Origin of the sequence: Micromonospora peucetia, from assembly GCF_900091625.1 — a bacterium.
GTDB classification, from domain to species: Bacteria; Actinomycetota; Actinomycetes; order Mycobacteriales; family Micromonosporaceae; genus Micromonospora; species Micromonospora peucetia.
In genome coordinates this window covers 1,428,821-1,447,966 of sequence record NZ_FMIC01000002.1, presented here as the reverse complement: position 1 = coordinate 1,447,966, position 19,146 = coordinate 1,428,821, and the positions used below count along the sequence as shown (strand labels likewise).

The window sequence follows — 19,146 nt, the reverse complement described above, 5'->3', positions numbered from 1 at the left end:
GGACCCGGGTGCGTCACAGCGTCTCGATGGCCGCGGCCATGCTGCGCGGCGTCGCCGACTCGAACACCAGGTCCAGCGGCACGCTCACCCCGAGCCGGTCCTCGATCTCCTTGATGAGCAGCAGCGCCTTGAACGAGTTGCCGCCGTTGCGGAAGAAGTTGGTCTCCGGCCCGAGAGAGCTGTCCCGTAGCACATGCCGCCAGACCTCGGTCAAGAGTTCGGTGTGCCGGTCCAACGGGCCGGCCGGTGCCCTCTCGACGCCGGGCACCGTGTCGTGGGCCGCCGTGGTAACCGTGCGGTCGCCCACGACCGCGCGCAGCGCGGACAAGCCGACCGTGGGATCGGCAGTGACCGCCCGCACGATGGCCTCGTAACGTTCGAGCAGCGCGACGACGTCGCGGTCGCGGTGGGCTCGCCGGCTGTACGTGAGGACGGCGACCGTCTCCGTGGCCTCGCGCTGCACCAGCAGCTCCAGGTCGAGCCGGCACCGACGCGCACCGACCGGAATCAGCCGGGCCGGCCGGCCGGCGACCAGTGGCAGGGCGTGGACGACCTGGTAGTCGAAGAGGTGCCGGAACAGCGGCGTACGCCAATCGGCACCAGTCGGGACCCGCGCGGTCACGATTTGCCCGAGCGGTACGGGAGAGTGCTGCTGCCCGGTCAGCACTGCTGCCCGGGTACGGGCCACCAGTTCGGCGAAGATGTCACTGGGCTGGCAGCGGAGCCGGATCGCGGCGGTCGGCGTACGCGGGGCCACCACCGGCTCGTCGCCCGACCTGAGCGGATGTCCCACCACCATGTCGTCCTGCGCTCCGTGCAGGTGCAACAGGACGAAGTACGCGGCCAGCAGCAGGGTCCGCTCGTCGGTTTCGAGCCGCGCCGCGACGGAGGTCAGGGCAGACGTGATGGCGGCCGGCAGCCGGCGCTCGCACTGGGCGCCGTCGAACGGGCCGGCGTCCACGCCGTCGGGCAGGGTGAGCGCCATGTTCTCAGGATCGAATCCGGCCAGGCTGTCGACCCAGTGCCTCAGCAGCGCCGAGCTGGCAGGGTAGATGGGGGTGCCGTTGCGGCTGACCGGGGCCGCCGCCGGGGCGGTCCGGTTCTCGACGGCGGCGTACAGGTCGCCGAGTTCCTTCAGCAGCGCGAGCATGGAGGCGTCGTCGCAGACCGCCTGGTGTGCGGTGAGCACGATGACGGAGTCCCCGTCGTCCACCTGGACGAGCCCGGCGCGGAACAACGGTCCGGTGCTCAAGTCGAAACTCCGGACGGCGAGGGCACTGACGGAGGCCGCGACAGACTCCGCCGCGGCCTCCGTGACGGTCAGCATCCCGTCGGCGTCGTCCTGACCGCCCAGTATCCGACAGGGAGCTCCCGACCTTTCCGGGTACGCGAGGCAAAGCGCGGGATGACGCTCGATCAGGGTGGCCAGTGCCCGGCGGAGTGCGGCCGGGTCGATGGCTCCCGAGATCGCGCACGCGACGGCGACCTCGGCGGGGGCGCCGCCCTGCGACAGGCTGTGCGTCAGCCAGTGCTCGTACTCGTCGGGAGTCAGGTCCTGCAGGTCGTTCTCGATCAGCCACCGCTGCGCCCAGTCGACTTCTCCGGTTGCCGCGTACTCAATCATTGAACACCGATCATCGCTTTCTGGCAGGCGGGTCGTCGAGATGAGTCCCGATGCGCATGTGCGGGCATCCGACCCCGGTGTCGGGAGGGCCATTTCGGGACCGCTTCGCCCGGACGGAGCACCGGGCTGTTCGTTCAGGCGAGTTCAGGAAATCTGTCGCCGTCGAGCCTGCTTGCCGGCGAAATCCACGTCGATGACGTCCGGTAGGCCGATGGCCGCCCAGAAGTCGGTCGGGGTGGGCTCGAGAGGCAGATGCTGGGCGAGCCAGACGGTCGCTGCCAGCCCGTGGGTGCCGATGATCAGCGTCTGCCCTTGGGCCCTGGCTGCGGCCGCGTGACGGGCGACCGCCGTGTTGAACCGCGCAACGAGGTCCTCGTGGGTCTCCCAACCGTCGGGCACCACCCCGTCCAGGTAGGCGCGCGCGAGATCGTGGTAGTTGTCGCACCAGCGAATCGGCTGGTGGACCTCCCGGAAGCCGTCCTCGGGCACAACGGTGCGCCCGGACGCCATCTCTTGGAGGGTCTGCATCGCCTTCGGTTCCGTGCTGGAGACGAGGTATGCGGAATCCGGAAGGGTGCCGGAAAATGCGCGTGCAGCGGCACGACCCTGCTCGTCCAGTTCCCAGTCCACGGCCGGGATTTCGGGCTGGAGAACAGGCATGGCATGTCGTACGAGAACGACTTCGTCCAAGTCATCAAACATGGGCCGAGTCTAGGTCCGGCGGCAACCGTGCACAATGAACGGAAATTGCCGCAGCACTAAGTCGGCACCGCGTTCGGCGTCAATTCGACGGATGTCGTGGATGGTGGCAGGAAGTTGCCGGTCATGCCGATCTTCGGGCAACTCAGGATGTCGGCCCAGATGCCGGCGACGGCTACCTCAGTTCGGTGTGAGGAAGCTGGTCCGGCTCGTCGAGCGTCACGACGCTCAGACCCGCACCCTCGACCACCTGATGGCTGGTGACCGGAAAGCGCGGGAATGCGACGTAGGCGGTACCGGCCATGCTGAACGCCGTGGCGTAGATCCGGGAGCCGCGGAAGGCGGCGAGCGAGGCCCAGACGCCCTGGAGGCCCGCCAACACGTCCGACAGGCGTTGGCTCTGGAGTTCACCGAGGTAGTTCAGTTTGGTGACCGGACGGATGTTGTACAGGTCGTCGAGCCGGCGTTGCCGCTCGGACATCTCGGGATAGGTGCCGAACACCGCGACCAGCGGCTGTAGTCCGTCCCGGTAGTCGGCCAGCACGGCGCGTTGCTCGGCCAGTAGCGACGACGAGCTCTGACCGCGGTCGACCGGAAAGGTCACGTTCGAGTGGTAGTCGCCGACCAGGCCACGGTTGTCCATGCTTCCGACCTCACGGATGTTGAGGATGGTGGACACCGCGATGCGATCGACCTGCGCGACCTCGGCGAGCAGCGTGCCGACCCGGTGGATGAGCGTCCGGGTGACGGCTTCCGGGTCGGACGAGTCTTCCACCGGGCAGGAGAGCAACAGGGGCCGTGGCTCGTCCGGGAAGGTGAACTCCGGCGTTTTGGCCGAAGCCAGCCGCAGGGTGAGGGGGTGGGCCTCGATCCGGTCGATGGTGTTGTACGCCGTCATCCATCGCGCGTACTCGGCGTATGACGAGTGTGCCGGATAGACCGGCTCCATGCCGGCGACCTCCTCGGCAACGAACCGCTTGACCACGTGCGCGCTGGCCTGGTCGAAGATCGCGTGGGAGAAGGTCCAGACGCACAGCAGATGGTGGTCGGACTCCACGAGCAGCGGCTGATGCAGTGGCTGGTCGGTCCGCACCTTGCCCAGCGTGGTGGAGAGTTTGCTCCGGAGGGACTCCACGAACGACCGGTCCTGAAGTTCGGCGTCGGTGGCGCCGACCCGGGCGATCTCCCACTGCACCCCTGCTGGCGCCACCTGGAAGGACAGCCCGTCCTCGGTCTGCACGAGCCGGGAGCGCAGCAGCTCCGAACCCTCGATCAGCTTGCCGATCGCTTGGCTGCACCGGTCGGCCACGCCGGGCTGCTTCGCGAAGGAGAGCTCGACCGTGATGTTGCTGGAATAGCCGTCGTGCAGGTACCAGCGCTGAAGAAAGTACGCCGGGAACAGTTCGGCTGTCTCGCCGAAGACCTCGCCGTTGCGAGCGAGGGTCGCGGCGAGGTCGGTGGACGCGAGGGCGGGCGCGGGGGCCGCCGGAGTGGCGGGAGCCGGTGCCACGTCCGGTACCGCGGCCAGGGCTCGCGCCATCGTGCGGACCGTGGGGTTCACGTACACGAAGTCGTCCGGGAGTTCCACGCCGAACGCCTCGGAGAGTCCGACGTTCAACACGGCCGCTCCGATCGAGCTCAGGCCGAGAGCGAACAGTGACTCGTCGAATGGCACCTGGCCCATTCCCGTGGTGTCTTCGACGAGCCGGGCCACGCGGTCTTCGAGGCCGGTTGCCTCGTGGACGGAGGTCATGAACGCACTCCTCGGAGACAGTGAGCGGCTGGATGAATGTGGGCGAGGCCTGCGAAGGCGGCCGAGATCGGAGCCGATCGTCGACCCCCGAACGGCCATGCTGCCTCGCGGTCCGCGTCGCGGTGCCGAATGTAGCTGGCGGTGCCTGGTCGGGCCAGCGGGCGGGCCTGACGGCGAGCTGCGGGCGTCGCCCCCCGCGACGCGTCCGTCCACTCTGGATGCGGCGTAGTCGCGGCCAGGCGACGTGGACGTCCGGCAGGCGGACGTGGTGGGCGTGAAAGGGTCTCTGCCGGTGGAGTTCTGCCACCCGGCCGGGTGTTCAAGTGACCGACTGAGCAGTTGAACAGGTGGCCGCGAGCCGTCCTGGACGTCGCCCGTGAGGCCGACCGTGGACACGGCCGCCACGAGATCCGCACCCCGAAGGTCCTGACCATCTCGACCGGGGTCGGCCTCCCGCGCGCTGTCCAGGCGATGCAGACCCGTCGCCGAAGGCATCGCCTCGACGAACCGAAGCGTTTCGCCACCGAGAGCGTCTACGTCATTACTAATGATAATGAAATTGACTGTTTATGTGACGTGACCTGCGACGAAAACTGGTCTCAGATGTGTGCCGGAGTGGAATCGAAAAGTAATGGCCGCCCTACGCAACGCTGCCATCGGCGCGCTATGCACCGCCGGCGTCACCAACCGTCACCACGCCCGTGACAGTAACTGGCCGTTGGCCTTACTCTGCATCACCTGACGACTTTGCCGGGGCTCTGGGGCCCTGTGCACCGGGCTGCCCCCGGGAACCTGTGCTCTCCCCGTGGCCGCGATGGTCCGGTACGCTCTGTCCCCCGGGAGGCTCTTGTGGACGCCTCAATTGGTTGTCGGCAACCCGGAAGGAGTGTCCGTCCGTTCTCCGGTACGTCTGGCGCAGTGCTTGTGTTAATTGCTGGTTGCATTTGGAAAGTACGGAGGAACACCTTGCGCCACGTGCGTCACGGGGGGCCGTATCAATCAGACGAGGGCAGCGTGTGTCCGAGCCCGGGAAATGCTGAACTGGTAGTGATCGAATCGTTGCTGCCCGCACGGTCACCCCGTCTGAAGGGCGAGGACCCAGAACACATCCAAGCCCTCGCCGAGACTGACGCCCAATTGCCACCCATCATCGTTCACCGCGCCACCATGCGGATCATCGACGGGGCACACCGGGTGGCCGCGGCACGGTCGCGCGGCGTCACGTCCATCGCGGCATGCTTCTTCGACGGCACCGACCAGGAAGCCTTCGCGCTCGCCGTGCGGGCCAACATCACCCATGGCCTGCCGTTGACCCACGCTGAGCGCGTCGCCGCCGCCACCGTACTGATTCAGCAGAATCCATCCTGGTCGGATCGGTCGGTGGCCGCCACGAGCGGCCTGAGTCCCGGCACTGTCAAGGGCGTCCGGCAACGCGCGGTGCCGGAAGGGGCCCGCGACGAGGCCCGGATCGGCCGAGACGGCCGGGCCCGCCCCACCGACCCGATCGAGAAGCGGCAACAGATCCGGGAAGTCATCGAGCGCTCGCCGGGCGCCTCCCTGCGGGAGGTCGCAAAGCAGGTGGGAGTTTCCCCGTCGACGGTGCGCGACGTGCGGTGCCGCATGCAGCGCGAGATGGGGGCGGAGGAGCCGTCCGCGCTGTCAGGATCGGCCACGGACCGCCGGATCGACCAGCCCGCGCCAAAGCTGCGCCAGGTGACCGGGCAGAGCCAGGTCGCGGACATCAACGCCACCCTGGACAGCCTCACCCGCGACCCGTCTCTGCGGTTCACCGAGTCAGGGCGGGCGATGCTGCGCTGGCTGTCGACCCGCGCCGTGCGACCGGGGGAGTGGCACCAACTGGTGTCGCAGCTGCCACCGCACACGGCCTATATCTTCGCCAACCTGGCGCAACAGTGCGCGGACGAGTGGGGTCGCCTCGCGCTCAGTCTCAAGCAGCAGACCAGAGAGGCCGGCTAACCGCCGCGTCCGGACAGCGCGGGTAGGAGGGCGTATGAAGGTCTCCGTCGATGATCTGATCCAGACCGCATGTCGAGCGCTGGAGGCGGCGGGTTGTCCGCCGGCGGCGGCGCGGATTACCGCGGAGCACTATGTCGACGCCGAGCGGCTTGGTAAGCAGACCCACGGTCTCAGCAAGTTCTGCAAGGAGCTGGCGCAGTACCGGCAACGCGATGGTGAACCGGTCGTCGTGCGCGACACCGGGGCGTGCGTTCTGCTGGACGGGCAGGGTGAACTCGGGCCGGTCGGGGCGGACCTGGCGGTGCGGCTGGTGATCGAGCGCGCTCGGCGGCACGGGATCGCGCTCGTCGGCCTCACGAACATTCAGCGGTACGGGATGCTGGATCCGTGGGCCCGCCGAATCGCGGAGGCCGACCTGGTCGGGATCGTCACGAACTCCTGTGAGCCGGCGGTCGCGCCGTTCGGTGGCACCCAAGCCGTGTTGGGCACCAACCCGTTGGCCGCGGGGTTTCCCACCTCGACCACCCCGTTGGTGATCGACATGGCGACTGCCAAGGCACCGATGAGCCGCCTGCTGCTCGACGACCCGTTGCCGGAGGAGACCTTCCTGAACGGGGCGGGCGACTACACGACGACTCCGGCCGAGGTACGCGCCGTGGACGGGTTCGGCGAACACCGCGGCTTTCTGGTCGGCCTCGTGCTCCAGTTGCTGACCGGCTCTCTGCTGGGTACGCCGATGGGATCGGCCATCCGGTCGCCGGCCGACCTCGGCTACTTCTTCGTCGCCGTCGATCCGGCGCGATTCGGCAGCATCGAGGACTTCAAGCGAGATAATTCCCGATTTCTGGCGGAGTTGCGGCACAGTCGCCCGAAGAACCCGGCCGTCCCCGTACGACTGCCGGGTGAGGAAAGTGGTGCCCGCTTTGCTGAAACGGCCAGAACGGGGTTGGTCGAGCTTGGTGAGGACCGGTACCGGGAGTTTCTGCGGGCCTGCCGCGGTGACGACGTCTGAACCGGCCGGGTGAGCAGTTTTGCCGCCTCTGCACGCTGTTTTGGGCGTCGTTGTTCACATAGTCTGAACGGTACGTTAGTAGGTTTTCCGGAATGAGGCGTCATGCGCGAGATCAGGCTATTGATTGCCGGAGGTTGTGGCTGGTGGGCAGAACTTAACCATCATCCGGCAGTTCTCGAAATGAAGCGGAACGGTGTTCCCGTGCGGGTGACGGGAATCGTCGATCCCGTGGAGCCGGTGCCGACGGCGCTGCGCCCGGCCGGCCGGGAACTCGTCGCCGCCGACCGGCCGGAGTGGATTGACACGGTCGGTCGTTCGGACGCCGAAGTCGTCGGCGCCCTCGATCGCCATGTCGCCGAGAACGGATGCGACGCCGTGCTCGTGGCCAGCGGCCCTGCCCACCACGAGACCTACTCCCGCTGGGGTCTCCAGCGGGGGATCAACGTGCTGTGTGACAAGCCGCCGGTGCTGATGCCGGACGCCTCCTGGGACCGTGAGCAGGCCGCTGCGATCTGGACGACCTTCGACGAGCATCTGGCCCTGGAGCGGGCGGCCGTGCGTGAGCGCGCGGACTACCTCTTCGGCACGCCGCTGCGCCGCCGAGCTCTCACCCCCTTCCTGAGCATCGCCACCCATCTGGACGAGGTCCACCGGCGTACCGGTGAAGGCATCACCTTCCTGAACGCGATCGTCAACGGCGGCCTGCACCGGTTTCCCATCGAGTTCCTCAAGGGTGGGGCGCACGGATACCTCGAGGGCGTGGGCGGTCTGGCCCACTCCAGCTACCACTATGTGGACACGCTGGGCTGGTATCTGCAGATGGCCCGCGGCCGGGCGGCCAAGTTGCGCGTCTCGTTGAGCTACGTCAACCGGGTGCGGGACTACCTCGCCGGCAGACGGTACCAGCAGCTCATGGAGTTGACCGGCGAGCGGGACCTCGCGCTGGAGGACGTCGAGCTGCCGGCGCGGACCCTGGCGTGCGAGCTCGACTTCTCGTTTGTCGTCCAGGTGTTGGACGCTCAAAACGTCCCGATCGGGGTGATCACCTACACCTCGAACCACTCGACGTACGCGCCGCGGGAGAACGGCTACGAGAAGGAGGTGCTGAACCCCGCCAACGAGAAGTCGGGTGGCCGGATGTCCCAGGTCTATCTGGACATCCACCAGGGGATGATGCAGAACTGGCAGCTCATCAAGAACGACCGGGTCTTCTACGGCGACTCCATCACGACCATCCGCCGTCAGCATCCATCGCTGGGCGAGGAATATCGGAAGACGGAGTACTCCAACGCCTACGAAGAGCAGACCATCACCCCGCGGCAGCTGACGCAGTCCTTCATCCTGGCCTCCGGCGGATACGAGGTGGACGCGCTTCACCTCTCCCACTTCGCGACCCTGCAGGAGCAACGGCTCGCCATGCGGCTGTTCTCTGCCTTCTACGAGCTGATCGCCGAGGAGTACCAGAGCGGTCCCGGCATTGTTCCGCCGGCAAAGACCCTGCTGCTCGACGAGCTCATCAGCCCGCTCCCGTGACCGGTCCGACCCCGTCCGCCAACATGCGGACCTCGGTGCTGCGCGGCGCATTCCTCGCTGCCTCCGATCTGCGTTCCCGGCCTTCGGCCTAGCTGCTGCTCGCCGGCCCCCGACCCCATCCCCCTTCAAGCTCCGTTGGAGAGCCAGTGTCGACTTCCGTGAAGAACAGCGTGGTCCTGGCCACGCCAGGTACGACGTCCCACCGCACAGCCGAGGAGAACCTCGGTCTCGGTTACCTCGCCCGGATGCTGCGGGACCGGGGCATCAACGTCGTTGTGATCGACGCCTGGCTGGAAGGGCTGAGCCCTCGCCAGCTGGCGGACCGGATCACCGAGGTCGACGACCTGCTCTGGTACGGCTTTGCCTGCTATGGCTTCAACAGCACGCAGGCCATCGAGACCACCAATCTGGTGAAGCAGAAGTTGACGTCGGTGCCGGCGGTGGTGGGTGGGTTCGGGCCCACCTTCCAGACGCAGTACTTTCTCGAATCCGGGTTCGACTACGTGGTGCGCGGTGAGGCGGAGCTGACCGTGCTCGCCCTGACCGACCGGTTGCAGGGCAAGGACGTCGATTCCGTCCCGGGCGCCGCTTACCACGTGGACGGCAGGGTAAAGCACGACCGGCCGGCGATCTGGTCCGCCGATCTCGACTCGTACCCCTTCCCGTGCAGGGACTACACCACCACGGCCCTGCAGCGGGGGAGTGCGGCGCACATCTCGACCGCGCGCGGCTGCAACGCCCACTGCCTGTTCTGCTCCATCAATGCCTTCCAGACCAAGGCGTCCGCGCCGCGCTGGCGCAGTCGCAGCATCGAGTCGATCGTCGCGGAACTCGTCGAACTGCAGGCGCTCGGCGCTCGGCACATCAAGGTGGTTGACGACTCCTTCATCGAGCCGCCGCGTGACGGGGAGTGGTGCACCCGCTTCGCTGACGCCATCGAGGCCAACGGCCTGGACCTCACCATGTGGACCTACCTGCGCGCGGACCGGGTGGACGAGCACATTCTCAGCGAGTTGAAGCGGGCCGGCTTCCAGTCGTATTTCGTGGGTGTCGAGAACTTCTCGCAGAGGGTGCTCGACCGGTGGAGCAAGCCAGCCACCGTCGAGCAGAACCACGAGGCGCTCCGGCTGCTCCGCAAGCTCGACTACGTGGTCCAGGGCGGCATGATCCTGTTCGACTCCGAGACGGTGCTGGATGAACTCGAGGAGAACTACGAGGCGTACCGCCAGTACCCGTGGCTGGTGACCAAGGGCGCCTTCACAGAGCTCTACGCTGCGGAGGGCACTCCCTGGACGAAGATCCTGAACCGGCGTACGGACAACGAACCCCTGCCGCTGGTGGGTCAGAACTACGTCTACTCGGTGCGGGACGAAGCGGCTCGCGCGGTGTACGACGCGATGAAGCGCTGGCACGTGGCGCACCAGCCCTCGTACGACAAGGCGATCGATCCGTTGGCCGCCCCCAAGGCGATCAACCGTGAGCAGATGCGGTCCTTCGAGCCCGCCCTGCAGCGGCTGCGTGAACTGGATCTGGACTTCATGCGCAAGGCGCTGGACCTGGCCCGGCGTGAGCCGTCTTCGGCCGCTCTGCTGGAAATGGAGGCCGAGGAGGAGGCGCGGACGGCACCGGTCTTTGCTGCTGTGGACGCCGAGGTGGACGTCCTGTACCAGGACCTCAAGCTGGTTTACGACGCCGACCCCAACCCGTTCCTGATCAAGCCCGCCCCGGTCGGTGCCAGCAGCTGAACCGTCCCCGACGAACACCCGGCGGGTGCGCCCGCCGGGACGCCGTGGCCGCCGTGGCAACAATGCCGGCGGGCCGGCTGGGCCCCGCCGCGGCTTGCCCCGACGGCGGGGCCTTCATGATTTCGCACGATCGAGGAGGAGTGTGCTCTCCAGCCGGGGTCAACCCGGGGTGACCGGCGCCAGCGCTGGTCACCGTGGCCAACCCCCGGTCGCGAACCGGCCGGTCCCCGCAGGTGGCCGCCGGTGGCGGCGCGGCCGGATCGCCGGGCTGATCGGCCGGTCGGTCGCTCCTCGGTCTCGGCCTGCCAGTCGACGGTGGGCTGGGTGCCCGGCGGCCACCACACAACGCATGATCGACGACTGGAGCAGGTGGCCTTCGACCTGCGGGATCAGACGCGCTGCTCCGGGTTGTCGCTCGCGGTTGCCGTCGGCCGCAGCGATGGACGGGCCGGGTTCACCGCGAACGGATGGCGTAGTCGCCGCATCGCCTCCTCGCTGCCGTCGAAGGTCACGCCCGGGTCGTCGAGCCCGTCGGCGGCCGGGGTGGCGAGAAACAACGCCGGACGATCATTGCCGTTCAGAATCATGCAGCAGTCCGAATCTTCGGGAGAGGAGTGCCTTGGGTCGTGGGCAATTCTTGCCACGCCGTCTTCGTGACAGGCCCGCGTTCGCGCTGGCATCCGGTGGCGGTACCTGGATCGCCGGCGACCGCCCGGCGGCACACACCGCACCATACCCGTCGTCGCCATCCGTCGCGCCGCAAGCCAGCCCGCTGGGCCGTCGACGTCCGCGGTGGACCAGCGTCGCTGATGCTGGCGGCCCTGCTCGACCGGGATGCGGACGTGCGGTACGGCAACGGCACCGTCACGTCCCGGACGGCGTCGCCACCCGCGCTGGGCCACGGACCGTCGATCGGACGGGCCCGGCCTTGCGATACCGTCAAGGTGCCCCCACCGGCGTCGAGCCGTCCGCGTCCGCCGGCTGGCGACGGTCCGCAGGGCACCCACGAATCCAGGGAGATACCGATGCTGGAGCCTGAGCCGGCTCAAGACGTCCACGCCGAGGACGCCGACAGGCCAACCACGGCCGAGACCGAGACCGAGACCGACGAGGCTGCCGTTTACGCAAATCGGGCTGCCCGACGCGCGAAGGGCAAGGTGGCCTCGCCTCAACCGTATGGAAAGGGTCAGCACCCCGGCGGCCGGAGCTCGGTCCAGAGCCCTCGCCAGTGGGGTAACCGCCGAAGCGGCTGATCCGTTGCTGGAGCTTTCGTCGGTACACGGCTTCCGGTGTCCGCGGCGATGGTGACAGGGGGCAGAGCGGGAGCAGCAGGGCGCGTTGAACGGCGCTGAATGGCGTCGGCCCCGCTGCGCTGCTCGCATGGTCGTACGTGACCTGCTGTCCCTCCCAGCGCTCTTCAGGGCCGGTCATGGCCGGGGGAGTGCGGAGCCATTCGCCGTTGGGAGGGGCAATCACTGCCTATGGTGCCCCTCGCCTTCAGGGGGGAGCGCTACCCTTCCACGGCTCTCTTGAGCGCCACGACATGACCCGCGCGGTCTACCGTCGTGGCAACCGTGGACCAAACCGGAGGGGCCATCACGATGAGCAAGCCCATCGATTACGACGCACCGCGCCGGCCGGCGGTTGAGGTTGAAGACGACGGCTTGGAGGAACTCAAGGCGCGCGGCGCGGCGGCGCAGTCACCGAGAGTCGACCTCGACGAGGCCGAGGCTGCCGAGAAGTTCGAGTTGCCTGGCGCGGACCTGTCCGGCGAGGAACTCACCGTGGCGGTCGTGCCGATGCAGCCGGACGAGTTTCGATGTCCGCGTTGCTTCCTGGTGCACCACCGCAGTCAGCTCGCCGCGCAGCCCGATGGTCGGGAGGTCTGCCGGGAGTGCTCCTGACGTTCGCCGTCAGGGCACCAGTTCCCGCCAGCCCGGACGAACACCCAGCCATGCATCGGCGAGGATCTGCGCCGACGTCTGGCTCGGACAGACGTGTAGCTTCGACCGGCCCGCGACGCCGCCGGTCTGCGCCTCTACTTCCCACCGCTGGCCGTCGGTGCGGATGTAGACGTCGCGACGCCCCCGCGAACTCCGGTCCCCATTCCACCAGTGACGCTCGATTTTCACCTGCTGACCGTATAGCACCGCGGGCAAGCAGACGAAACATAATGATCTTGAAAAGACGTGAGCGTCAGGATCCGCCACGGTGCCGGCCGGCAGAGGATCTCCGTACCGGACCTGTCGAGCTGATGTCGTAGACGATTCAGGGCCGTCTGGTCGTTGCGTGGCCGGACGATGTGCGGTCGACTCGTTCTCGCAGCATCTCTGGCGATCTCCCCTGCCGCCCTAGATCTAAAGCCTTCAAGCGGCCAACTGAATTCTGAGGTCGGGCGGCAGCGGCTGCGGGCATGCGGTCTGCGGCAGAAGCGCACACCTCATGTAGTACGGGGGGTGAGGCCAGGGAGGGTGCGCGGCACGATTGTTCGCGAGTGAAACGTGCTCTACTCTCGGCGGCGTCTGAACTTAGGGCGTCGAGCCGTACACTCTCCGGCATCGAGCGCCAACGACGTCTGGCCGTTGCGCGCCCGCGGGGAGGAGATCGCATGCAAGACCCTTCAGACTCGATGGAGCGCCGTGCCTGAGGAGAACGGTCAGCGCAAAACCGTCGATTCGCCTGTTGTGGACAGACCGGCACCCGACTCGGACATCGACTCAACGACGGCATCGACGGTCCTGGCGGAGGTGCTCCCAGGAGTTGCTGTCGTCTTCGGCGAGGTCCCGGCGGTGCTCAAACTCGAATTGATTGACTTCGGGCTCGTGCCGGCCGCCGACCGCACGCAGATCTCCACATTTCTCGCCTCGATCGGCAACACGGCGACTGCGGCCGGCAACCTCGGAAAAGCATTCGCCAGCGCACAGGGGCTCTACAGGCTCAGCAGCACGACACAGGCCCTGCTGAAGGCAGGCGGAACGCTCGCGGTCAAGGACGGCGCGAACCTCGGCGCGATATTCGCCAACGGCAAGATAGTCGGTCAGGCCCGCCTCATCCCAGTGGCCGCGGTGGGTGCGGCGCAGCTTGCGGCCACGATCGGGCCGGCGCTGGCCATGATCGCCCTTCAGATGCAGCTCAGTGAGGTCACCGGCCTCACGAGAACCAACATCGCGCTGACCAGCCAGGTACTCACGACCATCCGCCACGAGCAGTGGGCCGAACTGACGGCGCTCGTCGCTAGCATCGATCGCGCGGTCGACCAGGCGCGAGAGATCGAATCGGTACCCACCTCCTTGTGGAACAGCATCGCGGGCAATGAAGCGTCGTTGCGTAAGCAGCTTGAGCTGTACCGGCTGAACGTCAGTAATCACATCGGGCAGATCCGTCACGACACGCAGGGCCGCCGTGCATATCTGGAGACGAACGCCGAGGCGATAATCTTCGACGCACACGCCCTGCTGTCCTCCCTCAAAGCATGGACCGGACATCAGGCGCTGCACGCCGCGCGGGCTAGAGCCGCTGGAGCCGAAGACGTCGACGAGGCACGGCTCGTCGACGTCATCGCGCGCGATACCCGTACGGCGCTCGATTCCGCTCTCCCCGAGGCGACCAGCCTCGTCGACTCGCTGACCCGGGAACTACGCATCATCGTTGAGCTCCCCGGACGCGGCACACTGCCGCTGTCGGGCAAGCGGAAGGGCTCGACCGCTGCCCGCCAAACCTCCGCCCGTCTCCTGGAGGCGATCCAGCCGCTTGCCGATGCTCTCCATCCGCCGGCCCCTCCGCTGGAGGCGCCAGGCGCCGTCTGCGCACCCGAATCGCTGGATCTCGAACCGTACCTCCGCATTCTGCGATGGTTCCTCGAGGACGGTGAGACCCTCCGCGTCCTCGGCTTCCCCGATCAGCCCGATGCTTCCGACCCCATTTCTTCGATCCTCAACGGAGCGATGGAAATGCTGGCAGCAGCGAGGGACAAGGCGACGACAAAGATACTTGTCGCCGTCACCGATCGCCGCATCATCACGGCGAAGACGAACACATTCCTCGAGCAGGGCGAGATTCATCAGGAAATCCCGATCGAACGGGTGCGGTACGTCCGAGCAGTGACCAGCCAGGACAAAAGCTCACGCTCGGCGATCGACCTCATCACGCGCGACGAGAACATCCGATGGCACTTCCAGGTCGACATCGACAACAGTCAGGTGGACACGCTTGCCGCCGTGCTCGCCGAGTCGATGACTATCCCCGACGTCGAACGCGAAGAGCTTCAACGGCGGAGCCACGCTGCCATCGAGTCGGGCAGTAAGGGCGAGATCGCCGGCACGACGTGTACGGAGCCGACTGGATCCGAGGCGACGACCGGCAACGACGAGTAGGCCTCAAGCCCAACTGGCGAAGGGCCGTCCCTGTCCGCACGTACCGGGACTCGTCACGTGCGGTGGGTATGGGTGCCTGGTGCGGGCACGATGAATGGATCGGGTGAGCAGCGTTCCGGTGTGATCGATGTTCACTCGCTCCATTCGGTGGGCAGCGGTGTGCGGCCGACCGGCGCAGACATCGGCGCTACCTCGCGGATCAGGTCGGCACCTGGCTCCAGGAAGCCCCGAATGCCCGCTCATCGGCTGTGAGCGGACGCTTGGCGGGGCCGTCAGAGTCAGAATCGCGGCGGGTCCGAGCGATGCCATCCCGAGGTGAGCCCTCCGTAGGTTCTCCGGTGGCGGCGCCCACGGTAGGCATCCTGACAAAGCATCGACAATGATCGACGATGTGCGCGTGTGTGCTCTCCAGCGGATGCCAACCCGGGTGAACCGGTGCCAACGCGGGTCACCGCGGCGGCCGCCGGTCGCAACCGGGGTTCGTGTGCTCCGGGTGTGGTCCTGGGCTGGGCGAACACGGGGTACGGGTGAGGTAGGTGAACGTGGGCCACTCCCTGCCACCCCAGGTGAACCCGCAGGTCGCTAGACTAGGCCCTCGCGCCCCCGTAGCTCAGGGGATAGAGCATCGGTTTCCTAAACCGTGTGTCGCAGGTTCGAATCCTGCCGGGGGCACCTCGAAGATCAGCAAAGACGCCATCTGAGCAGCGGATGCGTCATCGCGTCGATCGGTCGACCTGCGCAGCCAGTGTCACCCGTAGCCACCGATTACAGCTTTCCGTGCAGATGCGTGTAACGATCTTCGACGGTTGAGCGGCCCTGTTTCCCCAGCTCAGAGCCGCTGCAACGCGGACGGGCCGCAGCATCGCCGCGGCCCACACATCCCACCAGTGATCATCATCGGCTCAGCGCCGCCTCGATCCGCTCGTTCATCCGGCTGCGGTCACCGTCGAGGCACTTCGCGTACACCTTGAGCAGCACGTCAACCGGGTGCCCGGCGTTGAGCCAGAGCGACACCCCGGCGTGCCGCAGGTCGGAGGGTCGGCCGGCCAGGGTAAGGCCGGCCGGTCCGGGGTCGGGCTCCGTCCGGGCCTCATCCCATACCCTGGAGTACGTCGAGGACGGTGGATCAGTTTCCGATGCGACGCCACGCATCGTCGGCCACCACGTTGACACTGTCGCCTGCGGCGACAAGGTCTGTGGCGGTGAACCGTTCCGCTTCGCCCGTACGCCAGCGGACCGCTCGGTGTGCGAGATCGGCGTACCCAGGGAACAACTGCGCGAGGTACTCGCCTGCAGCGGCCTTCGAGATGATGTCACCGCGGGCCAGCGTGTAGTGCAACCGCGCGGGCCCGAACACGAACAGCGCGCAACCGCGCCACCCGATGGGCCCACGACGAGGTCCGGGCGGCCCGGCCGCGGAGGCCGGACCGCCCGGCACGGCGCCGAGGATTGTCAGTTCACGCCCGCGTCCAGGGTGACCTGGTCACCGGTCGCCACGGTGAACCAGTCGGTGTAGCCGTAGTTGTTGTAGCCACCGGTCTCGTTCCAGTGGTAGATCAGGTCCGAGTCGACCGAGTCAATGAACTCGTGCGGGTCCTGCACGTAGAACTCCACACGGTAGGTGCCTGAGCGGGCGTACGCGACGTAGGTGCCGTCGGGGTTGACGGTGACCGTGTAGCCGGGCTGGCCCGGGGTCTGTGGGATCAGCTCGAGGTGGTCGATCCCGCCGTTGCCGACCGGGGCACCTCCCTCGGTCGCGTCCCGCACGCCGTTGCGGTTGCTGTCCACCCAGACGATGCCGCGCACGACGGCGCCCTGCTCCACCGTGACGGTGTCCCGCGCCGTGTTGTTGTCCAGGGTGGTCTCCGTCGACGTCGTCGACGCGGTCGCCTCAATCGTCACGACGTCGCCTGCTGTGACATCGGTCAGGTTCGCGGCGAAGGTCAGTGGCTCGCTCGTCTGGTTCGGCTGCAGCGGGCCGTGAACGCACCGCCAGCCGGTCCGGCCGTCTGCCACGCCGTCACCGAACGCGCAGTCCCACCCCTCGTTGTACGTCTCCCAGCCGCGCATTCCAGTCGGCACGGGGGTGGTGACGGTGACGTCGCCCGAGGGCGAGTTCCCGGTGTTTCGGACGGACGTGACGAGCTGCGCCTGCTCGTTCGGAAGTAGCTGCTGGGTGGTGACGGCGGGCACGACGTCGAGATCCACGGTGCTGGGGATGTAGCGCAGGGTTGCCTGGCCGGTGTTGTTGGCGGTCGACGACTCCATGCCGGTCGACGCCGTGGCGGTGACGGTCAGCGTGTCGCCGGCGGTACCGGCCGGCATCCCGAACGGGATGGCCAGCGTGTCGGCGACCTCCCCGGCGGCGAGCGGGGCGTGGGTGCAGGTCGCCGTGCCCAGCAGGTCGCAGTTCCAGCTCGGCGGGATCACGAACCCGTCGGTGAAGAACCAGGCCCCCGCCGGCAGCGTGAACGCCACCGTCACGTCCTGGCTGGCCTTCGTACCGGAATTGCGTAGGTCGAGGGTGAGGTTCGATGAGCCGCCGCTGGCCGGCACCTCGACGGGGTCGACGGAGATGGCGACGACCAGGTCCGCCCGGGCCGGGGCGGCGACGGCCGGGGCGGCGGGCAGCAGGCCGGTGCCGACTGCGGCCAGCGCGCCGATCGCGAGGCCGCTACGGAGCAGGTGTTGGCGGGTGGAGCGGAGTTGAACGGACATCACGTCCTAACGTCGGAGGGATCGACCGGGCCGGCGGCCCGATCCTCGGGAACGTCGGAGTTCCGTTAGTAGAGCGCCACGATCGTGACCACCGTTACGTCCGCGCGCCCTTCCCTCCAACCGTTGATATCGAAGAATCGGGTGCTGGCGGCCCAGCATTCGGCCAGCGCTGAACGGAACCCCGGGCGTCTCGCGCGCGTCGGTGATGGCATGATGCTGCGCGCCGTGATCATGTTTGCCCTGGCCACGCTCGGCTTCGGCCTCGTCGTGCTCGTCTCACCGGCGGAGCCCGCGTGGGCCTGTTCCTGCGCCCTGGGACCGGGTGAGCAGGATGAGCGGGCCGACCTCATCGTCGTCGGCGCGGTCACCGAGGTGACGGGCAAGGCGGTTCGACTCGCGGTCGAGTCGGTCGAGAAGGGCAGCGCCGGGCAAGGGGCCACGCTGAGGCTCAGGGTTAGCCGCAACGAGGCCAGCTGTGGGTACGACTTCCATGCCGGCACCCGGTACCGGGTGAATTCCGCCGGCGGGGCCACCGGGTTGTGTATCGGGATCCGCCCGCTGCCGGGGACGCCATCCGCGCCCGCAGCGGTCTCGATGCCTGCCACGGCGGCACCGGCGCCTGCGCAGTTGCCGGGCTGGTGGCTCATGGCGGGTGCGATGCTGGCCGTCATTGTCGCGGGACTGGTGGCCGTGGCTCTGCGGCTGCGTCGGAGTAACTCGACATGACCGTCTCGTACGGCTGGGTCGTAGCGGCCCAGCCGCCCGCTAGGCGGCCGACACCGCCGAGGGTGCCACCGCGATCGACCGGTACGACCCGTTGAGGTACAACAGCGGCGCCTTGGCCGGGTTCAGGGCGCCGTAGGACACCGCCTCCCCGATGACCACCGAGTGGTCGCCCTGGTCGGAGAGGTCGCGCACCCGGCAGTCGAAGTAGGCCAGTCCCTCGGTGAACACGAGGCAGCCGGTGGCCGGTGCCCGGTGCACCCGGACGCCGGCGAACGCGGCCGCGCCGGAGGGCCGCCGGGCGTCGGCGAACCAACGGGCGACGTCCCGTTGGTCCGCCGCCAGCACGGTGACCGCGAAGATGCCGGAGTCGCGGATCTGGCCGAGCAGTCGACTCCGGTGCTTCAGACAGGTCAGGACCAGGGTGGGGTTCAGCGAGACGGTGGTGAACGAGTTGACCGTCATCGCCAGCGGGATGTCGTCGTACACGCTGCTGACGATGCCGACGCCGGTGGCGAACGCCCCGGCGGTACGGCGGAACTCCACTGCCCGGTCCTGGCTTGTCATGGTGTCAGTCCTGACCCCAGACCAGGCAGAACGGGTGCCCCGCCGGGTCGGTGTAGACCCGGAAGCCGTGGTTACGGCTCCCGCCGCCGCGCAGCCGGGTTGCCCCGAGCCGGAGCACCGCCTGCTCGGCCTCCTGGATGTCGTCCACCTCCACGTCGAGGTGGGCCTGTTGCGGGAAGGTCGGATCCGGCCACTGCGGCGGCTGGTAGTCGGGAACGCTCTGGAAGCAGAGGCGGGGATGCCCGTCCGAGCCCTTCAGCGTCACCCAGTACCCGTCGCTGTCAGCCCATTCCAGGCCGGTCAGCTCGACGTAGAACTCCGCCAACTTCTCGGCGTCCGGACAGTCCAGCACCACCGAGTGCAGTCGACCGATCATCCGACCTCTCCCGTCATCGTCATGGCGCGATGACCGGTGCCCCCGG

Annotated in this window: 16 protein-coding genes and 1 tRNA gene; 8 read left to right on the top strand and 9 right to left on the bottom strand. The window is 67.8% G+C overall.

Going from position 1 to position 19,146, the window contains the following annotated elements:
• Window positions 1–13 precede the first annotated feature (13 nt).
• The 3 genes from GA0070608_RS06780 to GA0070608_RS06770 all read right to left on the bottom strand — a co-directional run bounded on the left by GA0070608_RS06780 (window position 14) and on the right by GA0070608_RS06770 (window position 4,076).
• Window positions 14–1,624, bottom strand: coding sequence for a condensation domain-containing protein (locus tag GA0070608_RS06780; RefSeq protein ID WP_176733652.1), 1,611 nt, complete (start codon window positions 1,622–1,624; stop codon window positions 14–16).
• 144 nt (window positions 1,625–1,768) lie between these two features.
• Window positions 1,769–2,326, bottom strand: a complete 558-nt coding sequence (locus GA0070608_RS06775; protein WP_091623530.1) for a histidine phosphatase family protein — start codon at window positions 2,324–2,326, stop codon at window positions 1,769–1,771.
• Window positions 2,327–2,498: 172 nt separating this feature from the next.
• The gene (locus GA0070608_RS06770) at window positions 2,499–4,076 is read right to left on the bottom strand and encodes a phosphopantetheine-binding protein (RefSeq protein ID WP_176733651.1); all 1,578 of its coding nucleotides are present in this window, start codon (window positions 4,074–4,076) and stop codon (window positions 2,499–2,501) included.
• Window positions 4,077–5,123: 1,047 nt separating this feature from the next.
• Here GA0070608_RS06770 and GA0070608_RS06765 point away from each other — a divergent pair.
• The 4 genes from GA0070608_RS06765 to GA0070608_RS06750 all read left to right on the top strand — a co-directional run bounded on the left by GA0070608_RS06765 (window position 5,124) and on the right by GA0070608_RS06750 (window position 10,343).
• Complete coding sequence (locus GA0070608_RS06765; RefSeq protein ID WP_141719416.1) at window positions 5,124–6,053, top strand: ParB/RepB/Spo0J family partition protein; 930 nt, start codon at window positions 5,124–5,126, stop codon at window positions 6,051–6,053.
• A 34-nt stretch (window positions 6,054–6,087) separates the two neighbouring features.
• Window positions 6,088–7,065: an Ldh family oxidoreductase gene (locus GA0070608_RS06760; RefSeq protein WP_091623521.1), complete on the top strand. Its 978-nt coding sequence runs from the start codon at window positions 6,088–6,090 to the stop codon at window positions 7,063–7,065.
• Window positions 7,066–7,167: 102 nt separating this feature from the next.
• Window positions 7,168–8,598 carry a Gfo/Idh/MocA family oxidoreductase gene (locus GA0070608_RS06755; RefSeq protein WP_091623516.1) on the top strand — a complete coding sequence of 477 codons (1,431 nt, stop codon included), beginning with the start codon at window positions 7,168–7,170 and terminating at the stop codon, window positions 8,596–8,598.
• A gap of 146 nt (window positions 8,599–8,744) precedes the next feature.
• A complete protein-coding gene (locus GA0070608_RS06750) occupies window positions 8,745–10,343 on the top strand; it encodes a B12-binding domain-containing radical SAM protein (protein WP_141719415.1) in 1,599 nt (532 codons plus the stop codon).
• 389 nt (window positions 10,344–10,732) lie between these two features.
• Here the strand turns inward: GA0070608_RS06750 and GA0070608_RS06745 are convergent, their stop codons facing one another.
• Window positions 10,733–10,930, bottom strand: coding sequence for a hypothetical protein (locus GA0070608_RS06745; RefSeq protein ID WP_091623507.1), 198 nt, complete (start codon window positions 10,928–10,930; stop codon window positions 10,733–10,735).
• A gap of 1,014 nt (window positions 10,931–11,944) precedes the next feature.
• Here GA0070608_RS06745 and GA0070608_RS06735 point away from each other — a divergent pair.
• Entirely contained in the window at window positions 11,945–12,247 is a 303-nt protein-coding gene (locus GA0070608_RS06735) for a DUF4193 domain-containing protein (RefSeq protein ID WP_091634472.1), read from the top strand.
• 9 nt (window positions 12,248–12,256) lie between these two features.
• On the opposite strand, the gene GA0070608_RS06730 is transcribed toward GA0070608_RS06735, so the two are convergent.
• Window positions 12,257–12,475 carry a hypothetical protein gene (locus GA0070608_RS06730; RefSeq protein ID WP_091634469.1) on the bottom strand — a complete coding sequence of 73 codons (219 nt, stop codon included), beginning with the start codon at window positions 12,473–12,475 and terminating at the stop codon, window positions 12,257–12,259.
• A gap of 507 nt (window positions 12,476–12,982) precedes the next feature.
• Here GA0070608_RS06730 and GA0070608_RS06725 point away from each other — a divergent pair.
• Both GA0070608_RS06725 and GA0070608_RS06720 read left to right on the top strand, forming a co-directional pair.
• Window positions 12,983–14,716: a hypothetical protein gene (locus tag GA0070608_RS06725; protein WP_218107497.1), complete on the top strand. Its 1,734-nt coding sequence runs from the start codon at window positions 12,983–12,985 to the stop codon at window positions 14,714–14,716.
• A 599-nt stretch (window positions 14,717–15,315) separates the two neighbouring features.
• A tRNA-Arg gene (locus GA0070608_RS06720) sits at window positions 15,316–15,388 on the top strand.
• 222 nt (window positions 15,389–15,610) lie between these two features.
• Here GA0070608_RS06720 and GA0070608_RS06715 read toward each other — a convergent pair.
• Both GA0070608_RS06715 and GA0070608_RS06710 read right to left on the bottom strand, forming a co-directional pair.
• Window positions 15,611–15,868 carry a hypothetical protein gene (locus GA0070608_RS06715; protein ID WP_245715720.1) on the bottom strand — a complete coding sequence of 86 codons (258 nt, stop codon included), beginning with the start codon at window positions 15,866–15,868 and terminating at the stop codon, window positions 15,611–15,613.
• A gap of 300 nt (window positions 15,869–16,168) precedes the next feature.
• The gene (locus tag GA0070608_RS06710) at window positions 16,169–17,434 is read right to left on the bottom strand and encodes a DUF11 domain-containing protein (protein WP_091623498.1); all 1,266 of its coding nucleotides are present in this window, start codon (window positions 17,432–17,434) and stop codon (window positions 16,169–16,171) included.
• Window positions 17,435–17,644: 210 nt separating this feature from the next.
• On the opposite strand from GA0070608_RS06710, the gene GA0070608_RS06705 reads away from it, so the two are divergent.
• On the top strand, window positions 17,645–18,160 hold the full coding sequence (locus GA0070608_RS06705; protein WP_091623494.1) for a hypothetical protein: 516 nt from the start codon (window positions 17,645–17,647) through the stop codon (window positions 18,158–18,160).
• A 39-nt stretch (window positions 18,161–18,199) separates the two neighbouring features.
• Here the strand turns inward: GA0070608_RS06705 and GA0070608_RS06700 are convergent, their stop codons facing one another.
• Together GA0070608_RS06700 and GA0070608_RS06695 are read right to left on the bottom strand one after the other, a co-directional pair.
• A complete protein-coding gene (locus GA0070608_RS06700; RefSeq protein WP_091623491.1) occupies window positions 18,200–18,724 on the bottom strand; it encodes a flavin reductase family protein in 525 nt (174 codons plus the stop codon).
• A 4-nt stretch (window positions 18,725–18,728) separates the two neighbouring features.
• Window positions 18,729–19,100 (bottom strand): VOC family protein, encoded by a 372-nt coding sequence (locus GA0070608_RS06695; RefSeq protein WP_091623486.1) that lies wholly within the window; start codon window positions 19,098–19,100, stop codon window positions 18,729–18,731.
• Between the last annotated feature and the right edge of the window lie 46 nt (window positions 19,101–19,146).

What these genes read in the sequence shown, in the direction of transcription:
- GA0070608_RS06745 (WP_091623507.1), bottom strand. Translation starts at nt 10,930, where the DNA reads ATGATTCTGAACGGCAATGATCGTCCGGCGTTGTTTCTCGCCACCCCG.
- GA0070608_RS06760 (WP_091623521.1), top strand. Translation starts at nt 6,088, where the DNA reads ATGAAGGTCTCCGTCGATGATCTGATCCAGACCGCATGTCGAGCGCTG.
- GA0070608_RS06755 (WP_091623516.1), top strand. Translation starts at nt 7,168, where the DNA reads ATGCGCGAGATCAGGCTATTGATTGCCGGAGGTTGTGGCTGGTGGGCA.
- GA0070608_RS06775 (WP_091623530.1), bottom strand. Translation starts at nt 2,326, where the DNA reads ATGTTTGATGACTTGGACGAAGTCGTTCTCGTACGACATGCCATGCCT.
- GA0070608_RS06735 (WP_091634472.1), top strand. Translation starts at nt 11,945, where the DNA reads ATGAGCAAGCCCATCGATTACGACGCACCGCGCCGGCCGGCGGTTGAG.
- GA0070608_RS06710 (WP_091623498.1), bottom strand. Translation starts at nt 17,434, where the DNA reads ATGTCCGTTCAACTCCGCTCCACCCGCCAACACCTGCTCCGTAGCGGC.
- GA0070608_RS06770 (WP_176733651.1), bottom strand. Translation starts at nt 4,076, where the DNA reads ATGACCTCCGTCCACGAGGCAACCGGCCTCGAAGACCGCGTGGCCCGG.
- GA0070608_RS06695 (WP_091623486.1), bottom strand. Translation starts at nt 19,100, where the DNA reads ATGATCGGTCGACTGCACTCGGTGGTGCTGGACTGTCCGGACGCCGAG.
- GA0070608_RS06700 (WP_091623491.1), bottom strand. Translation starts at nt 18,724, where the DNA reads ATGACAAGCCAGGACCGGGCAGTGGAGTTCCGCCGTACCGCCGGGGCG.
- GA0070608_RS06780 (WP_176733652.1), bottom strand. Translation starts at nt 1,624, where the DNA reads ATGATTGAGTACGCGGCAACCGGAGAAGTCGACTGGGCGCAGCGGTGG.
- GA0070608_RS06715 (WP_245715720.1), bottom strand. Translation starts at nt 15,868, where the DNA reads ATGCGTGGCGTCGCATCGGAAACTGATCCACCGTCCTCGACGTACTCC.
- GA0070608_RS06705 (WP_091623494.1), top strand. Translation starts at nt 17,645, where the DNA reads ATGATGCTGCGCGCCGTGATCATGTTTGCCCTGGCCACGCTCGGCTTC.